Raw genomic sequence first — 20,342 nt, 5'->3', positions numbered from 1 at the left:
TAATATATAAAACGAAATGCTAAATCTTATTAAAAATGCACTGTATTAGCAAATACTTTAAGGCTGCGCTTATTTAAGCTAGAATGCGCTATTTGCAAAAAAGGTAATTCAGTTGAGTGATTTAAAGCGGATTCGCAATTTTTCGATTATTGCCCATATTGATCATGGTAAATCAACCTTGGCGGATCGATTTATCCAAATTTGTGGTGGTTTAACTGAGCGTGAAATGAGTGCTCAAGTTCTTGACTCTATGGATATAGAGCGAGAAAGAGGTATCACCATTAAAGCTCAATGTGTTTCTTTAAATTATCGTGCGAAAGATGGCAAGACCTATCTTTTGAACTTTATTGATACGCCAGGGCATGTGGATTTCAGCTATGAAGTATCCCGCTCCTTGGCTGCATGTGAAGGTGCTATTCTCGTCGTTGATGCAGCTCAAGGGGTAGAAGCACAAACGGTAGCTGTTTGTTATACGGCCATTGATCAATCATTATCTGTTTTGCCGGTGCTTAATAAAATTGATTTACCGCAAGCTGAACCAGAGCGTGTTATCTCAGAAATTGAGGATATTATTGGGGTAGATGCACACGATGCAATAAGAGCGAGTGCTAAAAGTGGATTGGGTGTAGAGGATGTACTCGAAGCTTTAGTCACTCGTATTCCTCCACCAGAAGGCAATATCGATGAGCCTTTACAAGCTTTAATTATCGACTCTTGGTTTGATAGCTATCTTGGTGTTGTTTCTTTGGTGCGTATTGTAAATGGCTCAATACGTAAAGGAGACAAGATGAGAGTTATGTCTACAGGGCGATCTTATGAGGTTGATCAAGTCGGCATATTTACTCCTAAACGTACTAAGCTGGATATGTTGAATGCAGGTGAAGTAGGTTATGTAGTTGCAGGAATCAAAGAAATTCAAGGCGCTCCAGTGGGAGATACACTCACTCTGGAAAAAAATTCTGCGCAAAAACCACTTCCTGGTTTCCAGCGTGTGAAGCCTCAGGTTTATGCCGGTCTATTTCCTATCAGCGCCGATGATTTTGAGGCGTTCCGTGAAGCCTTAGCTAAATTAAGTCTAAATGATGCTTCATTATTTTATGAGCCAGAATCTTCTGAGGCTCTGGGTTTTGGTTTCCGATGCGGTTTCTTAGGCATGCTGCATATGGAGATTGTACAGGAGCGTTTGGAAAGGGAGTACAATCTTGATCTCATATCTACCGCACCTACGGTGGTCTATCAAATCGTGACGCAAAAGGGCGAGACGATGCTCATTGATAACCCATCCCATCTGCCGCCGCTTCCGCAAATTAAAGAAATGTATGAGCCTATTGTGAGGGCCAATATACTTGTACCACAGGATTATCTCGGTTCAATAATTAATTTGTGTATTGAGCGACGTGGTGTTCAGGTAAATATGACTTACAGTGGCCGTCAAGTTTCTGTAACCTATGATATTCCCATGAGTGAAGTCGTTTCTGACTTTTTTGATCGATTAAAATCGGTGAGTCGTGGTTATGCTTCTTTAGATTATAATTTTTTGCGTTTTCAGGAAGCTGATTTGGTTAAAATGGATATTTTGATTAATAGTGAACGAGTGGATGCACTCTCAGTGATTGTCCATCGCTCTTCATCACATAGTCGTGGAAAATTAATTGCTGAAAAAATGCGAGATTTAATTCCAAGACAAATGTTTGATGTGGCAATTCAAGCGGCTTTAGGAAGCCATATTATTGCCAGACAAACAGTAAAGGCTTTACGAAAGAACGTTACTGCAAAATGTTATGGTGGTGATGTGTCACGAAAACGAAAATTATTGGAAAAACAAAAGGCGGGTAAAAAGCGTATGAAGCAAGTTGGGCATGTAGAAATACCCCAAGAAGCATTCATGGCTGTTTTTCAAACGGATAAAAAGAAATAGTGCTGGGGCTGCATGGTTATTTCACTAGCTTGTTCACGCGAGCAGAAATATAAATGGGTTAAGTGCCATGTAATGTATCATGAAATTTAAGTTTGCTTAGGATATAAATTTATGAATTTTGCTTTAATATTGGTTGTCCTATCGTTTATCAGTGGATTTATCTATCTATTAGATGTCTTGTTCTGGTCAAAAAAACGTACGCAGGATGAAAAACCCAATCGTATTATTGAATATTCACGATCTTTTTTTCCTGTTTTTTTTATTGTTTTAATTTTACGCTCATTCATTATCGAACCTTTTCGCATTCCGTCGGGTTCATTAGAGCCGACATTGCTTGTTGGTGATTTTGTAGCAGTAAATAAGTTTATTTATGGATTAAGACTCCCTGTTTGGGAAAAGAAAGTTCTTTCAATTTCCGATCCTAAAACAGGGGCGGTTGCTGTATTTCGTTGGCCTCCAGATCCTTCTTATGATTATATTAAAAGGGTAATAGGAGTTCCCGGCGATAAAGTTAGTTATCACAATAAGGTATTAACAATCAATGGAAAGGAAGCAAAGCAAACTTTTGTTGAGTACACCATCGATGAGAGTTCTGGGAAGGCAGTTAGCAAATATAAAGAAGATTTGAATGGGACTGTGCATAATATTTTCATTAGAGCTGATGTTCCCGCAGTAGATTTTGATGTTGTAGTGCCCGCGGGAAATTATTTCATGATGGGCGACAATCGTGATGACAGTGCCGATAGTAGATTCTGGGGATTTGTACCTGAGTCCTATTTGCGAGGTAAAGCATTTTTAGTTTGGATGAGTTGGAATAGTAAGACAGATAGTGTTCGTTGGTCTAAAATAGGAAAATTAATACCATAAGTCTATGGTAGAAATATATTGATTTATTTAGAATAGATAAAAGGAATAACGCATGCGAAAACAAAAGGGAATGACTTTTATAGGGATGTTATTTACTATAGTTGTGCTTGTTATGGCTGCTGTGGTAGTAATGCGTGTTATTCCAGTTTACTTGCAATATTACTCTGTTCTTAAATCAATAAAAGGATTAAATTCGATTCCTCCATCCTCATTAACTGGAGATCCGGTTGCAGATGTCAACGTTTTGAAAAGTACTTTGGATAAACGACTGGATGTGAATGATGTAGACGCTTTCAAGGAAAACCAATTAACTATTGAACCTATTGGCGCTAATAAATTTAGAGTAAAATTGAAATACCAAGTGATTAAGCCTTTAGTATACAATATAAGCTTATTATTTGATTTTGCTCATACTGAAGAGGTTGTAACCGGCAGTGAAAGTTGATTTAGAAAGGTTATGCAGGCGATTAAATTATCAATTTAAAAACGTTGCTTATCTTAAGCAAGCTTTGACGCACTGTAGTGTTGGTAGTGAAAACTATGAGCGTTTTGAGTTTCTAGGAGATTCAATTTTAAGTTTTGTAATTGCTAATGAACTTTTTCATCGATTTCCGATGCAGAGTGAAGGCCAGTTAAGCCGCTTGCGTTCATTTTTGGTCCGGGGCGAGATGTTGGTCGAATTAGCTAAAGAAATTGATATTGGCGATTTTCTTTTTTTAGGCCAGGGTGAGCTAAAAAGTGGTGGTTTTCGCCGTGCTTCAATTCTATCGGATGCTATGGAAGCTGTTTTCGCAGCAATTTTTCTAGATGGCGGCATCGAGTCCTCAAAAGAGGTTATTTTAAGGTTATATCATTCTCGACTTGAAGATCCTAATTTAAACGACTGTTTAAAAGACGCAAAAACGCAACTACAAGAATATTTGCAAGCTGAAAAAATTGCGCTCCCGGAATATACCTTAACCAAGGTAGAAGGTGATGAACACAATCAAATATTTTATATCACCTGTGCGGTTAATGGCGCAAAGCAAAAAACTTTTGGTCAAGGCTCAAATCGACGTAAGGCAGAGCAACTCGCCGCGAAGTTGATGTTAGAGATTCTACGTTCTGGTCATTAGCTGGAAAAAAATAAAAATATTATAGGCTGGCTGCACCACAGTACTACCCAGAGGACGGTCCGGGACGGGCTCCGATGCGTTTTGAACAAATTGATGACTAATAATTGCAGGGGTCCGTCCCCACATTAAACTAAATCTTCTAAGCTACTGCTAATTTCTAACCATTCTTCTTCGACCTGATTTAAAGAGGAATGAGCGAGATGACGTTTTTGTATTAGTTGATTAAGTTTATTTTGTTGTGCACTGTCCTCATAAAGGCTCGAGTCACTTAGCTGAGTATCCAGTTTGGTAATTTCCCCTTGATGCTGTTCAATCAATTGCTCTAATTTTTTTAGACGATTTTGTAAGGTCTTTTTTTCTTTATAATCAACAGCAGTTGAGCTAACAGTATTTTCTTTAATTGAGTCTTTAGTTTGTAGCCAAGAGTAATAATCATCTAAGTCTCCATCAAAAGCCTGTACTTTTTGTTGGTACACTAGATAGAAATTATCAACGCTGGTTTTGAGCATATGACGATCATGAGAAATAAGGATAAGCGCACCTTCATAGCTTTGCAACGCAAGCTCTATGGCGGAACGCATCCCAAGGTCCAAATGGTTAGTTGGCTCATCAAGCAGCAGTAAATTAGGTTTGAGCCAAACAAGTTTGGCCAAAGCCAAACGTGCTTTTTCGCCGCCGGAAAAGTGGGTTATAGGTTGTACTGCCATATCACCGGCAAAATTAAAGCCACCTAAAAAATCACGAATGGTTTGTTCGCGAGCCTCTGGTGATAACGCTTGGATTGTTTCCACAGGACTTAAATTGTAATCCAGTTGTTCTAATTGGTGTTGTGCATAATAACCAATTTTTAAATGAGCTGAGCGATGAATAGTACCATGCAAAGGAGTTAATGAGCCGGTTAATGTCTTGATTAGGGTCGATTTTCCTTCGCCGTTAGGTCCTAACAAGGCTATTCTGTCGCCTGGATTGAGTGAGAAATTTATTCTTTTTAATATAGGTTTTTCAGATTGATATCCTGCATCAACCATATTGCATTGTATTAACGGATTTCCTGCCCGGGGGCATGGGAAAAAATCGAAAGAAAAAGGAGAGTCAGCCTGTGCTGCAGCGATAATTTCCATTCTTTCTATAGCCTTAAGCCGTCCTTGTGCTTGTTTTGCTTTAGTCGCTTTAGCTCTAAATCGATTTACAAATGACATCATGTGATTAATTTTGGTTTGCTGCTTCTCATACATCGCTTGTTGTAATGCCAATTGTTGTGCATGTGTTTTTTCAAAACAACTGTAATCACCACTGTAAAGAGTTAGATTTTGCTTCTCAATATGCAAAATATGAGTAACAAATGCATCAAGAAATTCACGATCATGAGAAATAAGAACAATAGTACTCGGACTTTGCTTTAAAAAACGTTCTAACCAAAAAATGGCCTCCATGTCTAAATGGTTGGTAGGTTCATCCAGTAAAAATAAATCAGCTGGTTTCATTAAGCAGCGCGCAAGACTTAAACGCATTCTCCAACCACCGGAAAAGCTATTTACTGAAGCCTGCTGTTGCTCGCCTCTAAAGCCAAGACCAGACATTATCGTTGCTGCTTGGGCAGGTTTACTGTAACCGCCACTGTGGCTTAACTCTTCATGGCATGCCAATACTTCGGCATCATTACCTGCTGCTTCGGAATCTTTTAGACGTTGCAGCAGCTTAATGTAAGCTTCATCACCACTTAATACAAAATCCAGAGCTTTTTCATCACTGTCCGGTAATTGTTGTGATAAATGGCTGATAGTGAGTTGGGGATTAATTAAAAATTCACCCGTATCAGGGGATAGCTTTCCTAATAAAAAATCAAATAATGTTGATTTGCCACATCCATTATGACCAATAAGACCTATTTTTTGCTTTTCATATAGAGTGACATTAACTTTATCTAATAAAACTTTATTGCCACGACTTAGAGTAATTTGACGAAGAGTAAGCATGATAAATCTTTTGCCATAAATAGAGTTGGTTGTATAAAATTATGAAATCGTAGGAACTTAGCCTGGTTGCAGCAAACTGAGGATTTCTATGTTCAATTAACCCCAGGACTTTGCTGTGCTGCACTCAGGCTTCACCTCGAACTTATTTCAATTCTAACATAAATCTGTTTAACTTGGTTCTGGCTCAATCGTTTTTTTCCTCGCCGATTGATAACGTGCTTGTTTTTCAATGTCGATATAACGGTCTGTTGTGGCACTTGAGCTGTGGCCTGCATCGTCTCGTACGTGCTCACGAGGGCGAATTTTAACATCCTCAGAAATACCTGTATGCCTTAACCAGTGGACAGTTGCCGCGGCCAAATTATCGGCTTCTTCACCATGACCTTTCATCCGCAATTGCTCACCTGCCAGATCAAAACATCGTTGAATAATTCTACGTATTGGTGCTGTATCACTCATAGGCCCATTTCCACGGATTTTGGGTATGAGTGGGCTATTATCAGCAGGAGAGGGGAGTGGCGATAATCCTAGGAAGCAACGCCAGCGTATTAAACTCTCCAGCATTGCTTCGCTTACGGCGATTTGTCGTTCTTTATTTCCTTTACCTACGGTTGTAAACCACCAATAGCCGTTACTGTCTTTGGCAAAATCATTCATACTGGGGATCCAGCGATCACTAGCTGCCAATTCGGATATACGAAGATACATACCAAACAATAAACTCAACATAAAGCGCGTGCGCTCATGTTTCAGAGGGGATTCTTCGGCAAGGGATTCGGCCGCCTCTAATACGGCACTCCATTGCAGCAGGCTCAATCTTCGTATGGGGGTATTTTGTTGGCGTTTTCGAATGAATTTACTTTTTTGACGAATTAGTGCAACAGGATTAGATGCGAGATATTCTTCAGCAATCAAGAAATTGAACAGTGTACTTAAAATAGCAAATATTTCTTGAGTGGCTCCTTGAGACAACTTAAATTGATCAATTTGTGGCTTATGTCCATCTTTTATAGCAGATTTACTTAAAGTAACTACAAAGGGTCTCCATTCTTCATTGGGAATTCGTGTCCCATCTTTTTCAATAAAACGAGGTACCTTTTTTAAACTGATCCAGGATTTTGGTGGTTTTTGGCAAAAATGGATGTAATTTTCTATATCATCACGTTTTAACTCATTGAGCGTTACATTTTTAATTAACCAAGACCATTGTAATAAACGTTCGGTCTCTCGGCGGTAACTATTGAACGTGCCTTGACTGCCAGTATAACTTTTCAAAAAACTCAAAGCATAATTAAAATCATTTTGAAAACGAGTATCGGGCAGCACAACATGCTCATGATTTTTATGCAGGTAATTTATGTTGTCGAAGATAGGAATCAGTTTAAATTTCATATATTCAGATTGCAATGAACAATAATTTCCAATGCTAGCTGAAAACTCAAAAAGATTCGAGTAGGGGATGAGTGCGTGTATGGGTAATCGGCTAGATGTTTGAAAAAATAACGATTTGTGCAAGCGAAGCAAATCGATACAGCAATAAAGTAAAATTAATTAAAATTAAATGATTTAAGATATTGACCTTGATGAAGGCACCTAGTATCATCTGCGCTCTGTCCTTGGGACGGGTTTTACGGGGTGTAGCGCAGTTTGGTAGCGCGCCTGCTTTGGGAGCAGGATGTCGGGGGTTCGAATCCCTCCACCCCGACCAAGATGCGCCCGTAGCTCATCTGGATAGAGCATCGGCCTTCTAAGCCGAGGGTAGCAGGTTCGAATCCTGCCGGGCGTGCCAGCCCAGATATTGTTCATAAGAACTCTGGTAAAAAAGTTTTTATGGTGAGCGTAGCTCAGTTGGTAGAGCCCCGGGTTGTGATCCCGGTTGTCGTGGGTTCGAGTCCCATCGTTCACCCCATTTAAGAGATACAAAAGGTTTATCGCTAAAGATTTATCTGAGTCTTTACAAGACCGAATTACTGATTGATAATCCAACCTGATTTGCGAAAGTGGCGGAATTGGTAGACGCACTGGATTTAGGTTCCAGCGGGGCGACCCGTGAGAGTTCGAGTCTCTCCTTTCGCACCATTTATCATTATAAATTCCAAGAGGTGATATTAATGCAAGTTTCTGTTGAGACCCTAAAAGGTTTGGAACGTAAGGTAACAGTTTCTGTGCCTTCAGAGAAAGTTGAGGAAGAAGTGAGCTTACGTCTCAAGAATCTTGCTCGCAAAGTTAAGATTGATGGTTTTCGCCCTGGTAAAGTCCCCTTACATGTTGTTGTCAACCGCTATTCTGATAGTGTTCGTGAAGAAGTTGCTCGAGATATGGTGCAATCTACTTTATTTGAAGCATTACAAAAAAATGAATTAGTTCCCGCTGGATATCCAGCAGTTGAGCCTGAGCAACTAGAGAAAGGTAAAGACTTCAAATATTCCGCAACATTTGAAGTAATGCCTGTTTTTGAAGTTGCTGAATTAAATCAAGCATCAGTTGAACTGGCTCGTTCAGAAGTAACGGATAAAGATGTTGAAGAAATGTTGGACAAACTTCGTGAACAAAATAAAGAATGGCAGGATGTCTCCCGAGCTGTCAAAAAAGGTGACAAAGTAGTTATTGATTTTGAAGGGTACTTAAATGATCAACTTTTTGATGGTGGTAGTGCTAAAGGACATGAGTTAGTTATTGGTTCTGGAGCAATGATTCCTGGTTTCGAAGACGGAATTACTGGTAATAAAAAAGAGAAGCCTTTTGATATCAAAGTAACGTTTCCTGCTGACTATGGCCATAAAGAGTTAGCTGCTAAAGAAGCTGTTTTCAAAATTACTATTCATAATGTGATGGAAGGACAGTTGCCTGAGCTCAATGACGCCTTTGCTGAAAAATTTAATATCAAAGAAGGTGGCGTAGACGCGTTGAAAAAAGACATTAAAGACAATATGTCTCGTGAATTAGAGCGTCGCGTTAGTATGATGAATCGGGAAAAACTATTCGATAAATTAATGGAAGTTAATGTTATTGAATTACCAATGGCTTTAATTGACAAAGAAATCGAGCATTTAAAACATGATATGTATCATCGACTTTTTGGTCATGAGCATCATGAGAATGAAACGATTCCTGATTTTCCACGTGAGCTGTTTGAAGAGCAAGCAAAACGTCGTGTTCATCTTGGACTACTCTTTTCTGAGTATGTTAAAAAGCATCAAATCGTTGCAGATAAAGATAAAGTTAATACAGTAATTGAACGATTTGCTAATGCTTACGAAAATCCTGATGAGTTACGTGCCTGGTATCAAAGCAGCAAAGAGCATATGGCTGAAATTGAAGCGCTTGTTATGGAAGAGATGGTTGCAGATAAAATTGCTGAAGATGCAAAAATTAAATATAAGAACAAAGATTACGATTCAGTAATGAATCCTAAGCCTGCAACTGAAGCAACTGATAAAAAAGGAGAGTAATTATATGTCAGGATATTCAGAGAACATAATTCGCAATGCCAGTGGACTAGTCCCAATGGTTATTGAGCAAACCTCACGTGGTGAACGTTCATATGATATTTATTCAAGATTATTAAAAGAGCGCATTATCTTTCTTTTGGGGGAAGTTGAAGACCATATGGCGAATTTAGTAGTTGCTCAATTGTTATTTCTTGAGTCTGAAAACCCTGAAAAAGATATTTCTCTCTATATTAATTCTCCTGGAGGGGTGGTAACTGCAGGCTTAGCAATTTACGATACCATGCAGTTTATTAAACCTGATGTAAGTACTTTGTGTATTGGGCAAGCAGCAAGTGCTGCTGCCTTATTGCTTTGTGCTGGAGCTGATGGTAAGAGATTCTGCTTGCCAAACTCTCGAGTAATGATTCACCAACCTTTGGGTGGTTATCGAGGTCAGGCTACTGATATCGAAATTCATGCTCGCGAAACCTTAGCCGTAAGAGAGCGTTTAAATACTATTATGGCAAAACATACTAAAAAGACATCAGATCAAATTATGCGCGATACAGAGCGTGATAATTTTATGAGTGCTACCCAAGCTGTCGAGTACGGCTTAATTGATCAAGTGCTTTATGATCGAGAGTCTGTGAATAAAACAGAGTAATTCTTTACTTTAAATTCAAAGAACTGAACTATAATGTATCATAGCCCAGCTGCGGCGAAGCGGAACCCGGGGATTGATGTTCAAGTTTATCGGGTTCCGCTTCGCTACACCCAGGCTAGGAATGCGAATAGGGGTCCTTTTGTATTGATTCATTACTACTTTTTCGTATTTTGTTTTTGTATTTAAAAATAGTTACATGAAAAACATGTGGCATATCTTTTTCTGATTGACTAATATTTTACATATATTATCTATTTTTTTCCGATAATCGTTGTAAGAAGGGGTTTGGTTATGAGTAAATCCGGTAACGGAAGTGGAGATAAAGTTTTGTATTGTTCTTTTTGCGGAAAGAGCCAACATGAAGTAAAAAAGTTGATTGCTGGTCCTTCTGTATTTGTCTGTGATGAGTGCGTTGAACTCTGCAATGATATTATTCGTGAAGAAACTCATGAAGCTCATGAAGAAGCAGAAGTACGCCTACCCTCACCCAAAGAAATTTCAACCTTTTTGGATGAGTACGTCATTGGGCAATCACATGCAAAAAAAGTTTTGTCCGTGGCTGTGTATAATCACTACAAGCGATTACAACATAAAAGTGAAGATGGTGTTGAACTTGGAAAAAGTAACATTTTACTTATAGGTCCAACTGGAAGTGGTAAAACACTTTTAGCACAAACATTAGCTCGTATCCTCAACGTTCCATTTGCTATGGCTGATGCAACTACACTTACTGAAGCAGGTTATGTTGGCGAAGACGTAGAAAATATTATCCAGAAGCTTTTACAAAAGTGCGATTATGATGTAGATAAAGCTCAGCATGGTATCGTTTATATTGATGAAATTGATAAAATATCACGTAAGTCTGATAACCCTTCAATTACACGCGATGTTTCTGGTGAGGGTGTGCAACAAGCACTTTTAAAACTGATCGAAGGCACTATTGCTTCAGTTCCACCACAAGGCGGTCGCAAACACCCACAACAAGAGTTCTTACAAGTAGACACCTCAAACATTTTATTTATTTGTGGCGGTGCGTTTGCTGGATTGGAAAAAGTAATAAGAGAACGTAGTGATAAGTCTGGCATTGGATTCTCCGCTCAATTAAAAAATAAAAAAGAAAGTGGTCATGAAATCTCTAGGGTATTGAATCAGCTGGAATCAGATGATTTGATTAAATATGGATTAATACCTGAGTTTGTTGGGCGTTTGCCTGTAGTTGCTACTTTACAAGAATTAGATGAGACGGCGCTTATTGATATTTTAACAAATCCTAAAAATGCGTTGACGAAACAGTTCCAATCGTTATTTAGTATGGAAGAGGTAGAACTGGAATTTAGAGAGGAAGCATTAATAGCTATTGCTAAAAAAGCTTTGGAACGCAAAATGGGCGCGCGAGGTTTGCGTGCTATACTTGAAAATATTCTTTTAGACACCATGTATGAATTACCTTCTCTTGAAGGGGTAAATAAAGTTGTGGTTGATGAGAGTGCTGTTAACAGTGCATCAAAACCTATCCTTATTTACGAACAAGAAGGGATGAAGAGTGCAGCAGGTGGTCAAGAGTAGAATTTTTACTTCTCTCCTACACCTAGTGTAGGAGAGTGGCTTTATACAACTTTTCTTAATTATAACGCTTTGATTCCTTGCAATAACTCTCCCTTCCTTTTAAATTATAATTAGTAGTCGCGTGAATTTTAAATAAGCTTTTCGTTTGAATAAGGGTTCATTATGTCCACTGAAATTATTGAGACTTCGAATGAGACAGAAAATCTGTCAAATATACCTGTATTACCATTAAGAGACGTAGTGGTCTACCCTCATATGGTTATTCCTTTGTTTGTTGGGCGAGGAAAATCAATTAAAGCCTTAGAAGCGGCTATGGTTGATAGCAAACAAATCTTTTTAGTGGCGCAGAAAAAGTCGTCGAATGACGATCCGAGTGAGGCGGATATTTTCCAAGTTGGAACGTTATCTAGTGTGCTGCAGCTATTAAAATTACCAGATGGAACCGTAAAGGTTTTAGTCGAAGGTGAAAAACGGGCTAAAGCAAAAGAATACAATCAGACCAAAGGATATCTAGAAGCTGACCTAGAATTATTGGACGATGAAAATGCCGCGGTGCAAGAACCAGATGTTAGCATTTTAATGCGTTCTTTAATGTCTCAGTTTGAACAATACATTAAGCTTAATAAAAAAATTCCACCAGAGGTTTTATCTCCTCTTGCTGGGATAGAAGAACCAGGCCGTTTAGCAGATACCATTGCGGCACATTTAACATTGAAGGTAGATGATAAACAAGAGCTACTGGAAACTTTAGATGTGGGTACTCGTCTTGAGCGTTTAATGTCTGCTATAGAAAACGAAATTGACTTATTACATGTTGAAAAGCGTGTGAGAGGCCGAGTTAAGCGACAAATGGAGAAAAGTCAGCGCGAGTATTATCTCAATGAGCAAATGAAAGCGATCCAAAAAGAGTTAGGCGAGTTAGGCGAAGAAGGAAATGAAATTGAACAATTAGAAAATTCAATTAACAAAGCCGGAATGACCAAAGAAGCAAAAGAAAAATCGCTCGCTGAACTTCATAAATTAAAAATGATGTCACCCATGTCTGCTGAGGCGACAGTTATACGCAACTATCTTGATTGGATGCTTACAGTTCCCTGGAAAAAGAGAACTAAAATTCAATTTGACTTACTCAAAGCAGAAAAATTATTAGATAAAGAACATTATGGTCTTGAGCGGGTTAAAGAGCGCATTATTGAATATCTGGCTGTTCAACAACGTGTAAAACGCTTAAAAGGCCCAATACTTTGTCTGGTTGGACCTCCAGGGGTAGGTAAAACATCATTAGGACAATCGATTGCAAATGCTACAGGCCGTACATTTATTCGTATTGCTTTGGGTGGTGTAAGAGATGAAGCAGAGATTCGTGGTCACAGACGAACTTATATTGGATCTATGCCTGGTAAAATTATTCAAAAATTATGTAAGGCTGGGGTGAAAAATCCACTCATTATGTTGGATGAGGTGGATAAAATGGCTATGGATTTTCGTGGTGATCCTGCTGCCGCATTACTTGAAGTGTTGGATCCAGAGCAAAATCATACGTTTAACGATCATTATCTTGAAGTAGATTATGATTTGAGTGACGTTATGTTTATTGCGACAGCAAATTCTCTGGAAATTCCTGCGCCGCTATTAGATAGAATGGAAGTGATTCGACTTGCAGGGTATACAGAAGACGAGAAAGTAAGTATTGCCGAAAAATATCTTGTTCCAAAACAAGTTGTCTTGAATGGTTTGAGTAATCAAGAAATACACATTAGTGAAGGCGCGATTCGAGAGGTGATTCGTCACTACACTAGAGAGGCTGGCGTTCGTAACTTAGAACGAGATATTGCGAGTGTATGTAGAAAAGTTGTAAAAGAAATTCTATCCAATAAAAAAGTTAAAAAAATGAATGTAACTACAAGTAATATTGAAAAATATTTGGGTGTGAAAAAATTTCGATATGGCTTGGCTGAAGAGTTTGACCAGGTTGGTCAAGTTACAGGTTTGGCGTGGACCAGTGTGGGGGGAGAGTTGCTAACAATAGAAGCATCAATGATGCCCGGCAAAGGCAAGGTCACACATACAGGTCAATTGGGTGAGGTCATGCAGGAATCTATCCATGCAGCGATGACTGTAGTACGTAGTCGAGCTGCAAAGTTTGGCTTGGCTGATGATTTTTATGATAAGAATGATTTCCATGTCCACGTTCCAGAAGGGGCTACACCCAAAGATGGTCCAAGTGCGGGTATTGGTATGTGTACTGTTTTGGTTTCTGTAGTGACGCATATCCCTGTTAAAGCAGATGTAGCGATGACGGGAGAAATTACGTTGAGAGGGCAGGTATTACCAATTGGTGGCCTTAAAGAGAAATTATTGGCGGCTCATCGCGGCGGAATTAAGCATGTCATTATTCCCGAGGAAAATGTAAAAGACCTGGAAGAGATTCCAGATAATGTTTTGCGTAAGCTAACAATTCATCCAGTTAAGACCATAGAACAGGTCTTAGAACTGGCTTTACAACGCAGTCCTTGGCTAGATAAGCCAACAAATGTACAATCTGAAGCTTTAGTGGGTAAACGATCAAAAAAAATTAAAAATAATGATTTACATACCCATTAATTAGAGGTATATTTCGTTTCGTAGCCCGCCACTAGCGGGCGCTGCAAGGAAGTAACTACTTGACCGGTTGATTTGATGAGTTTAATTAAATTAACTTGAAGTATGGAAGATTAACTGTATAGGGGAAGCAATGAATAAGAGCGAATTAGTTGATGCTATAGCAAGTGGTTCGGGTTTAACTAAAGCTGACGCCAGCAGAGTTCTCGAAACTTTTACTAGTACTATTACTGATGCCTTAAAAAGCGGCGATCAAGTAGTAATACCTGGTTTCGGATCTTTTTCAACAGGCAATCGTTCAGCACGTACTGGTAGAAACCCACAAACTGGTAAAATTATTCAGATTAAAGCGTCACGAGTAGCCAAGTTTAAAGCGGGTAAAAACCTGAAAGAAGCGGTGCAAGAAGCATAAGTTTTCAGGGTGCTTAGCTCAGCTGGGAGAGCATCGCCCTTACAAGGCGAGGGTCGTAGGTTCGATCCCTACAGCACCCACCAAGTAATGGAGTGGTAGTTCAGTTGGTCAGAATACCGGCCTGTCACGCCGGGGGTCGCGGGTTCGAGCCCCGTCCACTCCGCCAGATTAACGCGCCGAAAGGCGCGTTTTTTTTATCTGGAAAGAAATTTTTACTTCAAAAATTTATCCCCTAATCTTTTTTTTAGTTCAAGTGAAGGTGTGAAAAAGAAGTAATGTATTCATTTCAACTTTTAATTATCTAACTGATTTTAGAAAGAAATTTTTTGTTGAGTAAGTGTTTTATAGTTTTTGTTTTGATTTTTTGCAGTCAGGGTTATAATGCCCTCGCTAAATTGAATAGAGCCTTAATTAAATAATATGGATCTCGCGACATGTTACAAAAGTTAAATGAACGTATACAGGGTGTTGTAGCTTGGTTAGTAGTTATCTTAATCGGTATTACGTTTACACTTTTTGGTGTGGATTATTATCTACAATCGCGTCAAACGACAAACGCTAAGGTAACCGTCAATGGTCAACCTGTAACATTACAGGCATTTGAAACCAATTATAGACGTGCTCGTTCTATGCAAGATGTTGAGCAAATGACTGCTGCTGATGAAAAAAAATTGCAAAACCAAGTGTTAGACCAAATGGTTACTAATGAGGTTTTAGTGCAATCTGCACGTAAAAATGGCTTCGACGTCAGCCCAAATCAAGCAAATGCAGCGATTTTGAGCATTCCTCAGTTTCAAGAAGACGGTCATTTTTCAGCCCAGAAATATCAACAAGCACTTAATGCTGCTTTATTCACGCAATCAAGCTTTCAAAATGAAGTAGAACAAGGCATGTTATTAAACCAGCAACGGTTTGCTTTTATGGGGAGCTCCTTTGCTTTGCCCGATGAAATCGACCGTTTTGTAAGTTTGTACATGCAAAACAGAGACTATGATTATTTAACAATTGCGGCTTCCGCTTTTGAAAAAGATGCCCATGTTTCTTCAGAAGAGGTTGCTGATTATTATAAGAAGCATAAAAAAGAATTTATGAGTCCAGAACAAGTCAGCATAGATTATGTTAGTTTGTCTATGCATGATATTAAGGACAAAATTAAAATATCTGATGAAGATGCAAAACGTTATTATGAAGAAAATCAAAGTAACTATTTGATTCCAGCAAGTTGGCAGGTTGCTCATATTTTATTTGCTGCTCCTGAAAATGCCAGCCAAGCTGATTTGAAAAAAGTTCAGAAAAAAGCAAATGATGTATATCAGTTATTACAAAAAAATCCAGAACAATTCGAACATTTTGTTTCAACAATATCAGATGATAAGCTTTCTATTGCTGACAAGGGGGTTCTTCCTTGGATTACAGCGGGTGGACAAAATAACTACAATCAGATTTTATCTAATTTAACAAAACCGGGGCAGATTTCTTCCCCTGAAAAAACGAAACATGGATATGAAATTTTTAAGCTTATTGCTTATAAGCCTGTTTCAACAAAATCTTTTTCCGAAGTAGAAGCATCTATTAAGGAACAATTGGTTGCTGAAGGTGCTCAAACTAAATATACACAGGCTTTAGAACAGTTATCTGATTTAAGTTATCAGTCACCAGATTCGCTTCAACCTGTTGCTGATGCATTAAATCTAAAAATTGAAAAAGCACAGCCTTTTTCACGTGCAGGTGGCACAGATAGCATTACAAAAAACAAACAAGTACTGAATACGGCATTTAGTCATGATGTACTTGATCTAGGAAACAATAGTGAACCGATCCAAATTGATAATGATTCAGTTGTGGTCATACGTGTTGATCAACATTGGGCGGAGAAAGAACAGCCTTTAGAAGCTGTTCAAGAGCAAATCAGCAAAATTTTAGTTAAAAAAATGGCTGAAGCTAAAGCGAAAAAAATTGGCATGAATTTATTAAACCCAGTTGAGGATAAGAAACAACAAGAACTAATTAGTAGTAATAACTTATCGTGGAAATCTGTAGTTAAATCTACCCGTGACAATGATAAAGTTGATAATGATATTAATGACATGGCATTCAATTTATTAAGACCAGAAAGCCGAGATGGTCTGGTCATGGCAAATGGTGATTATGTGGTGGTCAGATTAAAACAGATACATGATGGAAAATTAAGTACGTTAGACAGGGAGCAACAAGATAGCTTAATTCAGCAAATCGAAGCAAGCTACGGCATGATGGATTATGACTTGTATGTAAAAAGTTTAATTAATCGAGCACAAATTGTTAAGCACTAGGTTTTATAGACAAACGTGTTGGCTTGAGCTTCATGGTTTTTGATTTTTCATTTGAAAATTAATGTCCTAGGATCCAGATAGCAGAGTTTGCCTATATAACCCAATTTATAGGAGATCTCTATGTCTGGTTTAACTACGAAATTTACTGATTATAAATTAAAGATATTATACGGAAACTTACTAAAGCATTATAAAAGTCTAGAAGGGGCAGGCATTTATGAGATGCACAGCCAAATGCTTGCAGAACTACAATCTGCTATGTTTTACCAACCCAATAGCCCGTTTTACCATTTAGATCTTGCGGAGAAAGCTAAAGCATACCAGGCGTTTGATACAATTTTTCGAGCACTACCAATATATCAACAGCATCCTCCTCAACAACCAGCGTTTAATCCTCCTATACCTCAATTTAAACCAGCTGTTTATGTTGAGATTCATGAGCATAATTATTACAATAATACTGATTCAACACTTTTAAACTGCATACTCTTAGATTCTATGCTACATAATCATCATGGGCATGGTTACCATAGAGATAGTTGTTTGCCTTCAAATAGCCATGGGCACGGCACAAATGACGATTTAACTAAATTGATTGCTTTCCTGCTCATTTTAGCTTTAGCCTTAGTTGCTGTAGTTTTAGCTTTCCTTGCTATGGCTTATATGATAAATGAATTTGCAGACAGTATGGAACGCTTTTGGTATGGTGAAGGTTGGCTGAAAGGCGCATTAATGTTTGCTACTTCTATTGGCTTTGGTGCTGGCTCAGCTTTTTTAACAATGAATTTTGGCGCTGCACCATTAATTGCACTTGCAATAGCAGCAGGATGTAATCCAGTTGGTGTAGTGGCTATAGGTGTGGTACTGCTTGGAGTTATTGGTGCCGGTGTTGGCGCTTTTGCAATGAGCCTTCTTTATGATTCTACCAATAAATCTGCGAATAAAGAGTCTATGGATCCAGCTGACCCAGATCGATTTAGATTAACGGCTAGTGATGAAGCTTTTTTACGTGATAAAAAAAATATGGATCCTATGGCAGTAAAATGCGCTATGATCGCATATCGTGCTGAAATGGCAAAATTATTAGGTAATGAAAAAGCGATACCTTCCTTTTTTAATCGTGATAAGGGCGTTCAGAAATTACTCACCGAATTAAGACAACTTCGTAGAGGAGAAGTGAGTGTTGTGGATGTTGGTGGTTTACACTTTGATTGTAAAATTCCTCCAAGAACTTATGTTCCAGTTCTAGTTCAACAAACTCCGTCATATTATGAGCAGCCTCCTGCGTATCATGCTCCTACATATCAAGCGCAAGAATCTCGAGATCCAACGAATCTAACCCCTGTATATCAGCGATATCAACCTCAGATGTATCAGGATGGTAGGCAGCAATCTCCTACATATGAAGCACCTACGTATCAACCATATCAAGATCCTTCAAGCCACGTTGATGCATATACTCCTTCGGCTCCTTATCAATTTAAATAATAATGTTTTAACCGAGTAAAGATTGTTCTTTACTCGGTTACATGTCCAATGTAGTGATTTTTTCTTTTTATTATGTTGAGTTTATTTATTCGAAGTAAACGGAAGCATACGCTTTAATACCTCATCTTTGCGAATGACATGATGATACAGTGCTGCAAGGAAATGGATGCCAACAAGAATCAGAATGATAAAGGCAATTGTTTCATGGGCTGAGAACATCATATTACCAAGCTGTTCACTCGTCGGAATAAGGCAAGGTATAGTGAACCAGCCAAAAAAGTTAATCGGTTTACCATCGGAGCAAGTTAATAGGTAGCCAACAAGTGGCATCAATATTATAAGAATAAAAAGAACATGATGGACCAATTTAGAAATAAAGTATTGCCATCGCGGTTGATTTTCTGGGGGCAGGGGGTTAATACTAATAATATGCCAAATATAGAATAAAATTCCGAACACTAAAACAGTTACACCCACTGATTTATGCAGCATCATATAGAGTGGTATCAGCGGAGAGTTCTCACTAAGAGACCAGACGAAATAAAATTGAGCGGCAATTAAAATAAAAATCAACCAATGTAGAAGTTTTGTGATACTGCCAAAACGTTTCAGTGTATTCCTTAACATGCAGTTCCCCATTAACGTAAGATAAAGTTACTATACCAACGGCCTAAATAATTTCAATAGCATATGAACCATCCTCTCTATACATATGTGCACATTGGGTCTTTTGTCGGAGCTGAAGACTATGAATGTTGTCTTCAAAAGTTAATTTTTTGTTGCAGTATCTGATGAGAAGATATTGATTGATTACTGAAAGAAATTTGGCGGAGAGACAGGGATTCGAACCCTGGGAAGGTTGCCCTTCAACGGTTTTCAAGACCGCCGCATTCGACCGCTCTGCCATCTCTCCAGGCGAGAATACTATCCCAATGACCTAGGTTTTGCAAATACTTTTTTACTATTCTCAGCGACAAGAGCGTACTTTTTTCTAATGCTGTTTATATTTTTTTCATTCTTTAAAAAAAGCGTAAGAATGTTCGCAAATTATATAGTCCTAGGTATAATGTTCCCAAATTTTGTGCTGTTGTGGATGCAACAGATATATATTTATAAATAGGTTAGGTGTAGTTTATGAAACGAATTCAAATGTTGTTCCTAATAGGTCTTATTGTATCTTTATCTGCATGCAAGACATGGTGGGGGAAAGACGATGAAGATCATAACCCTTATAAAGGAATGACTGCAGAGCAACTCAATACAGCAGCCCAGAAGGACTTACGTAAAAAAGAATATGCAACAGCAATAAAGCATCTAGAGGCGATAGAAACAATGTATCCCTTTAGTGATTATACAGAACACTCGCAAATGCAATTAATTTATGCTTATTATAAAAATGAAGACTATCCCTCAGCGGCGGCTACTGCTGAGCGATTCATTCATCTTTATCCACGTGCTAAAAATGTAGATTACGCCTATTACATGCGTGGTATGGCTAATTTCCAACAAAGCCGTGGCGTTTTTGCAAAGTTCCTGCCGTTGGATGAGTCATGGAGAGATCCAGGAACACAAACTCAAGCTTACTCTGACTTTGGTATTTTGATTCAAAAATTCCCTGATAGTAAATATAAGGCAAATGCATTGCAGCGCATGATCTACTTACGCAATATGTTTGCACAGCATGAATTGAATGTTGCCACATTCTATTTTAAACGCAAGATGTATGTTGCAGCAATCAACAGGGCGAGCTATGTCGTTAAAAACTATCCCCAAGCGCCAAGTGCGAGACTGGCTTTAGTGGTTATGTATGAAGCGAATATGGCGCTAGGCTTCAAAAAGGCCGCAGATGAAGCGTTTACTGTTTATAGAGCAACTTATCGTACAAATAAAATGGATAGAATTGTCTAAGAAGTTGTCTCATTTTTAAATGGTGAGGCTGTAGCCTGCGTGAAGGCGCTAGCCGTAGCCCGGGGTATTTGTGCAGAAAATCTC

Annotated in this window: 15 protein-coding genes and 7 tRNA genes; 18 read left to right on the top strand and 4 right to left on the bottom strand. The window is 38.5% G+C overall.

Annotation, left to right across the window (positions count from 1 at the left end; all coding sequences use genetic code 11):
- Positions 1-112: 112 nt before the first annotated feature.
- From lepA to rnc, 4 genes are all read left to right on the top strand, one after another.
- Complete coding sequence (gene lepA, locus BGO44_RS10220; protein WP_273199611.1) at positions 113-1,918, top strand: translation elongation factor 4; 1,806 nt, start codon at positions 113-115, stop codon at positions 1,916-1,918.
- 111 nt (positions 1,919-2,029) lie between these two features.
- Positions 2,030-2,785: a signal peptidase I gene (lepB, locus tag BGO44_RS10215; protein ID WP_058510048.1), complete on the top strand. Its 756-nt coding sequence runs from the start codon at positions 2,030-2,032 to the stop codon at positions 2,783-2,785.
- A 52-nt stretch (positions 2,786-2,837) separates the two neighbouring features.
- Positions 2,838-3,230: a DUF4845 domain-containing protein gene (locus tag BGO44_RS10210; protein ID WP_058510049.1), complete on the top strand. Its 393-nt coding sequence runs from the start codon at positions 2,838-2,840 to the stop codon at positions 3,228-3,230.
- A complete protein-coding gene (gene rnc, locus BGO44_RS10205; protein WP_058510050.1) occupies positions 3,220-3,900 on the top strand; it encodes a ribonuclease III in 681 nt (226 codons plus the stop codon). The genes BGO44_RS10210 and rnc overlap by 11 nt, the downstream gene beginning before the upstream one ends.
- Before the next feature lie 125 nt (positions 3,901-4,025).
- On the opposite strand, the gene BGO44_RS10200 is transcribed toward rnc, so the two are convergent.
- Both BGO44_RS10200 and BGO44_RS10195 read right to left on the bottom strand, forming a co-directional pair.
- A complete protein-coding gene (locus tag BGO44_RS10200; RefSeq protein ID WP_273199609.1) occupies positions 4,026-5,876 on the bottom strand; it encodes an ABC-F family ATP-binding cassette domain-containing protein in 1,851 nt (616 codons plus the stop codon).
- Between the two features lie 168 nt (positions 5,877-6,044).
- Positions 6,045-7,268 carry a tyrosine-type recombinase/integrase gene (locus tag BGO44_RS10195; protein ID WP_058510052.1) on the bottom strand — a complete coding sequence of 408 codons (1,224 nt, stop codon included), beginning with the start codon at positions 7,266-7,268 and terminating at the stop codon, positions 6,045-6,047.
- Positions 7,269-7,507: 239 nt separating this feature from the next.
- Between BGO44_RS10195 and BGO44_RS10190 the strand changes: the two genes are divergently transcribed.
- From BGO44_RS10190 to BGO44_RS10130, 13 genes are all read left to right on the top strand, one after another.
- Positions 7,508-7,584: transfer RNA gene (locus BGO44_RS10190), tRNA-Pro, on the top strand.
- A 4-nt stretch (positions 7,585-7,588) separates the two neighbouring features.
- Positions 7,589-7,665, top strand: a tRNA-Arg gene (locus BGO44_RS10185).
- 44 nt (positions 7,666-7,709) lie between these two features.
- Positions 7,710-7,785: transfer RNA gene (locus tag BGO44_RS10180), tRNA-His, on the top strand.
- 85 nt (positions 7,786-7,870) lie between these two features.
- Positions 7,871-7,955, top strand: a tRNA-Leu gene (locus BGO44_RS10175).
- A 32-nt stretch (positions 7,956-7,987) separates the two neighbouring features.
- Positions 7,988-9,328: a trigger factor gene (gene tig, locus BGO44_RS10170; RefSeq protein WP_058510053.1), complete on the top strand. Its 1,341-nt coding sequence runs from the start codon at positions 7,988-7,990 to the stop codon at positions 9,326-9,328.
- A gap of 4 nt (positions 9,329-9,332) precedes the next feature.
- The gene (gene clpP / locus BGO44_RS10165; RefSeq protein ID WP_058510054.1) at positions 9,333-9,971 is read left to right on the top strand and encodes an ATP-dependent Clp endopeptidase proteolytic subunit ClpP; all 639 of its coding nucleotides are present in this window, start codon (positions 9,333-9,335) and stop codon (positions 9,969-9,971) included.
- Between the two features lie 291 nt (positions 9,972-10,262).
- Complete coding sequence (gene clpX, locus BGO44_RS10160) at positions 10,263-11,537, top strand: ATP-dependent Clp protease ATP-binding subunit ClpX (RefSeq protein ID WP_058510055.1); 1,275 nt, start codon at positions 10,263-10,265, stop codon at positions 11,535-11,537.
- Positions 11,538-11,699: 162 nt separating this feature from the next.
- The gene (gene lon, locus BGO44_RS10155; protein ID WP_058510056.1) at positions 11,700-14,141 is read left to right on the top strand and encodes an endopeptidase La; all 2,442 of its coding nucleotides are present in this window, start codon (positions 11,700-11,702) and stop codon (positions 14,139-14,141) included.
- 130 nt (positions 14,142-14,271) lie between these two features.
- Positions 14,272-14,550 (top strand): HU family DNA-binding protein, encoded by a 279-nt coding sequence (locus BGO44_RS10150; RefSeq protein WP_058510057.1) that lies wholly within the window; start codon positions 14,272-14,274, stop codon positions 14,548-14,550.
- 7 nt (positions 14,551-14,557) lie between these two features.
- Positions 14,558-14,633 (top strand) — tRNA-Val (locus tag BGO44_RS10145).
- 6 nt (positions 14,634-14,639) lie between these two features.
- Positions 14,640-14,716: transfer RNA gene (locus tag BGO44_RS10140), tRNA-Asp, on the top strand.
- Between the two features lie 268 nt (positions 14,717-14,984).
- Entirely contained in the window at positions 14,985-16,862 is a 1,878-nt protein-coding gene (locus BGO44_RS10135) for a SurA N-terminal domain-containing protein (protein ID WP_273199605.1), read from the top strand.
- A gap of 120 nt (positions 16,863-16,982) precedes the next feature.
- Positions 16,983-18,350 carry a hypothetical protein gene (locus tag BGO44_RS10130; RefSeq protein WP_273199604.1) on the top strand — a complete coding sequence of 456 codons (1,368 nt, stop codon included), beginning with the start codon at positions 16,983-16,985 and terminating at the stop codon, positions 18,348-18,350.
- Positions 18,351-18,431: 81 nt separating this feature from the next.
- Here the strand turns inward: BGO44_RS10130 and BGO44_RS10125 are convergent, their stop codons facing one another.
- Both BGO44_RS10125 and BGO44_RS10120 read right to left on the bottom strand, forming a co-directional pair.
- Complete coding sequence (locus tag BGO44_RS10125; protein WP_273199603.1) at positions 18,432-18,977, bottom strand: cytochrome b; 546 nt, start codon at positions 18,975-18,977, stop codon at positions 18,432-18,434.
- A 198-nt stretch (positions 18,978-19,175) separates the two neighbouring features.
- Positions 19,176-19,263 (bottom strand) — tRNA-Ser (locus BGO44_RS10120).
- 221 nt (positions 19,264-19,484) lie between these two features.
- Between BGO44_RS10120 and BGO44_RS10115 the strand changes: the two genes are divergently transcribed.
- Positions 19,485-20,258 (top strand): outer membrane protein assembly factor BamD, encoded by a 774-nt coding sequence (locus BGO44_RS10115; RefSeq protein WP_273199600.1) that lies wholly within the window; start codon positions 19,485-19,487, stop codon positions 20,256-20,258.
- Positions 20,259-20,342: the final 84 nt, after the last annotated feature.

The sequence above is a fragment of the Legionella sp. 39-23 genome (assembly GCF_001897665.1).
Lineage (GTDB): Bacteria > Pseudomonadota > Gammaproteobacteria > Legionellales > Legionellaceae > Legionella > Legionella steelei.
This window is presented reverse-complemented; position numbering and strand designations above follow the sequence as displayed.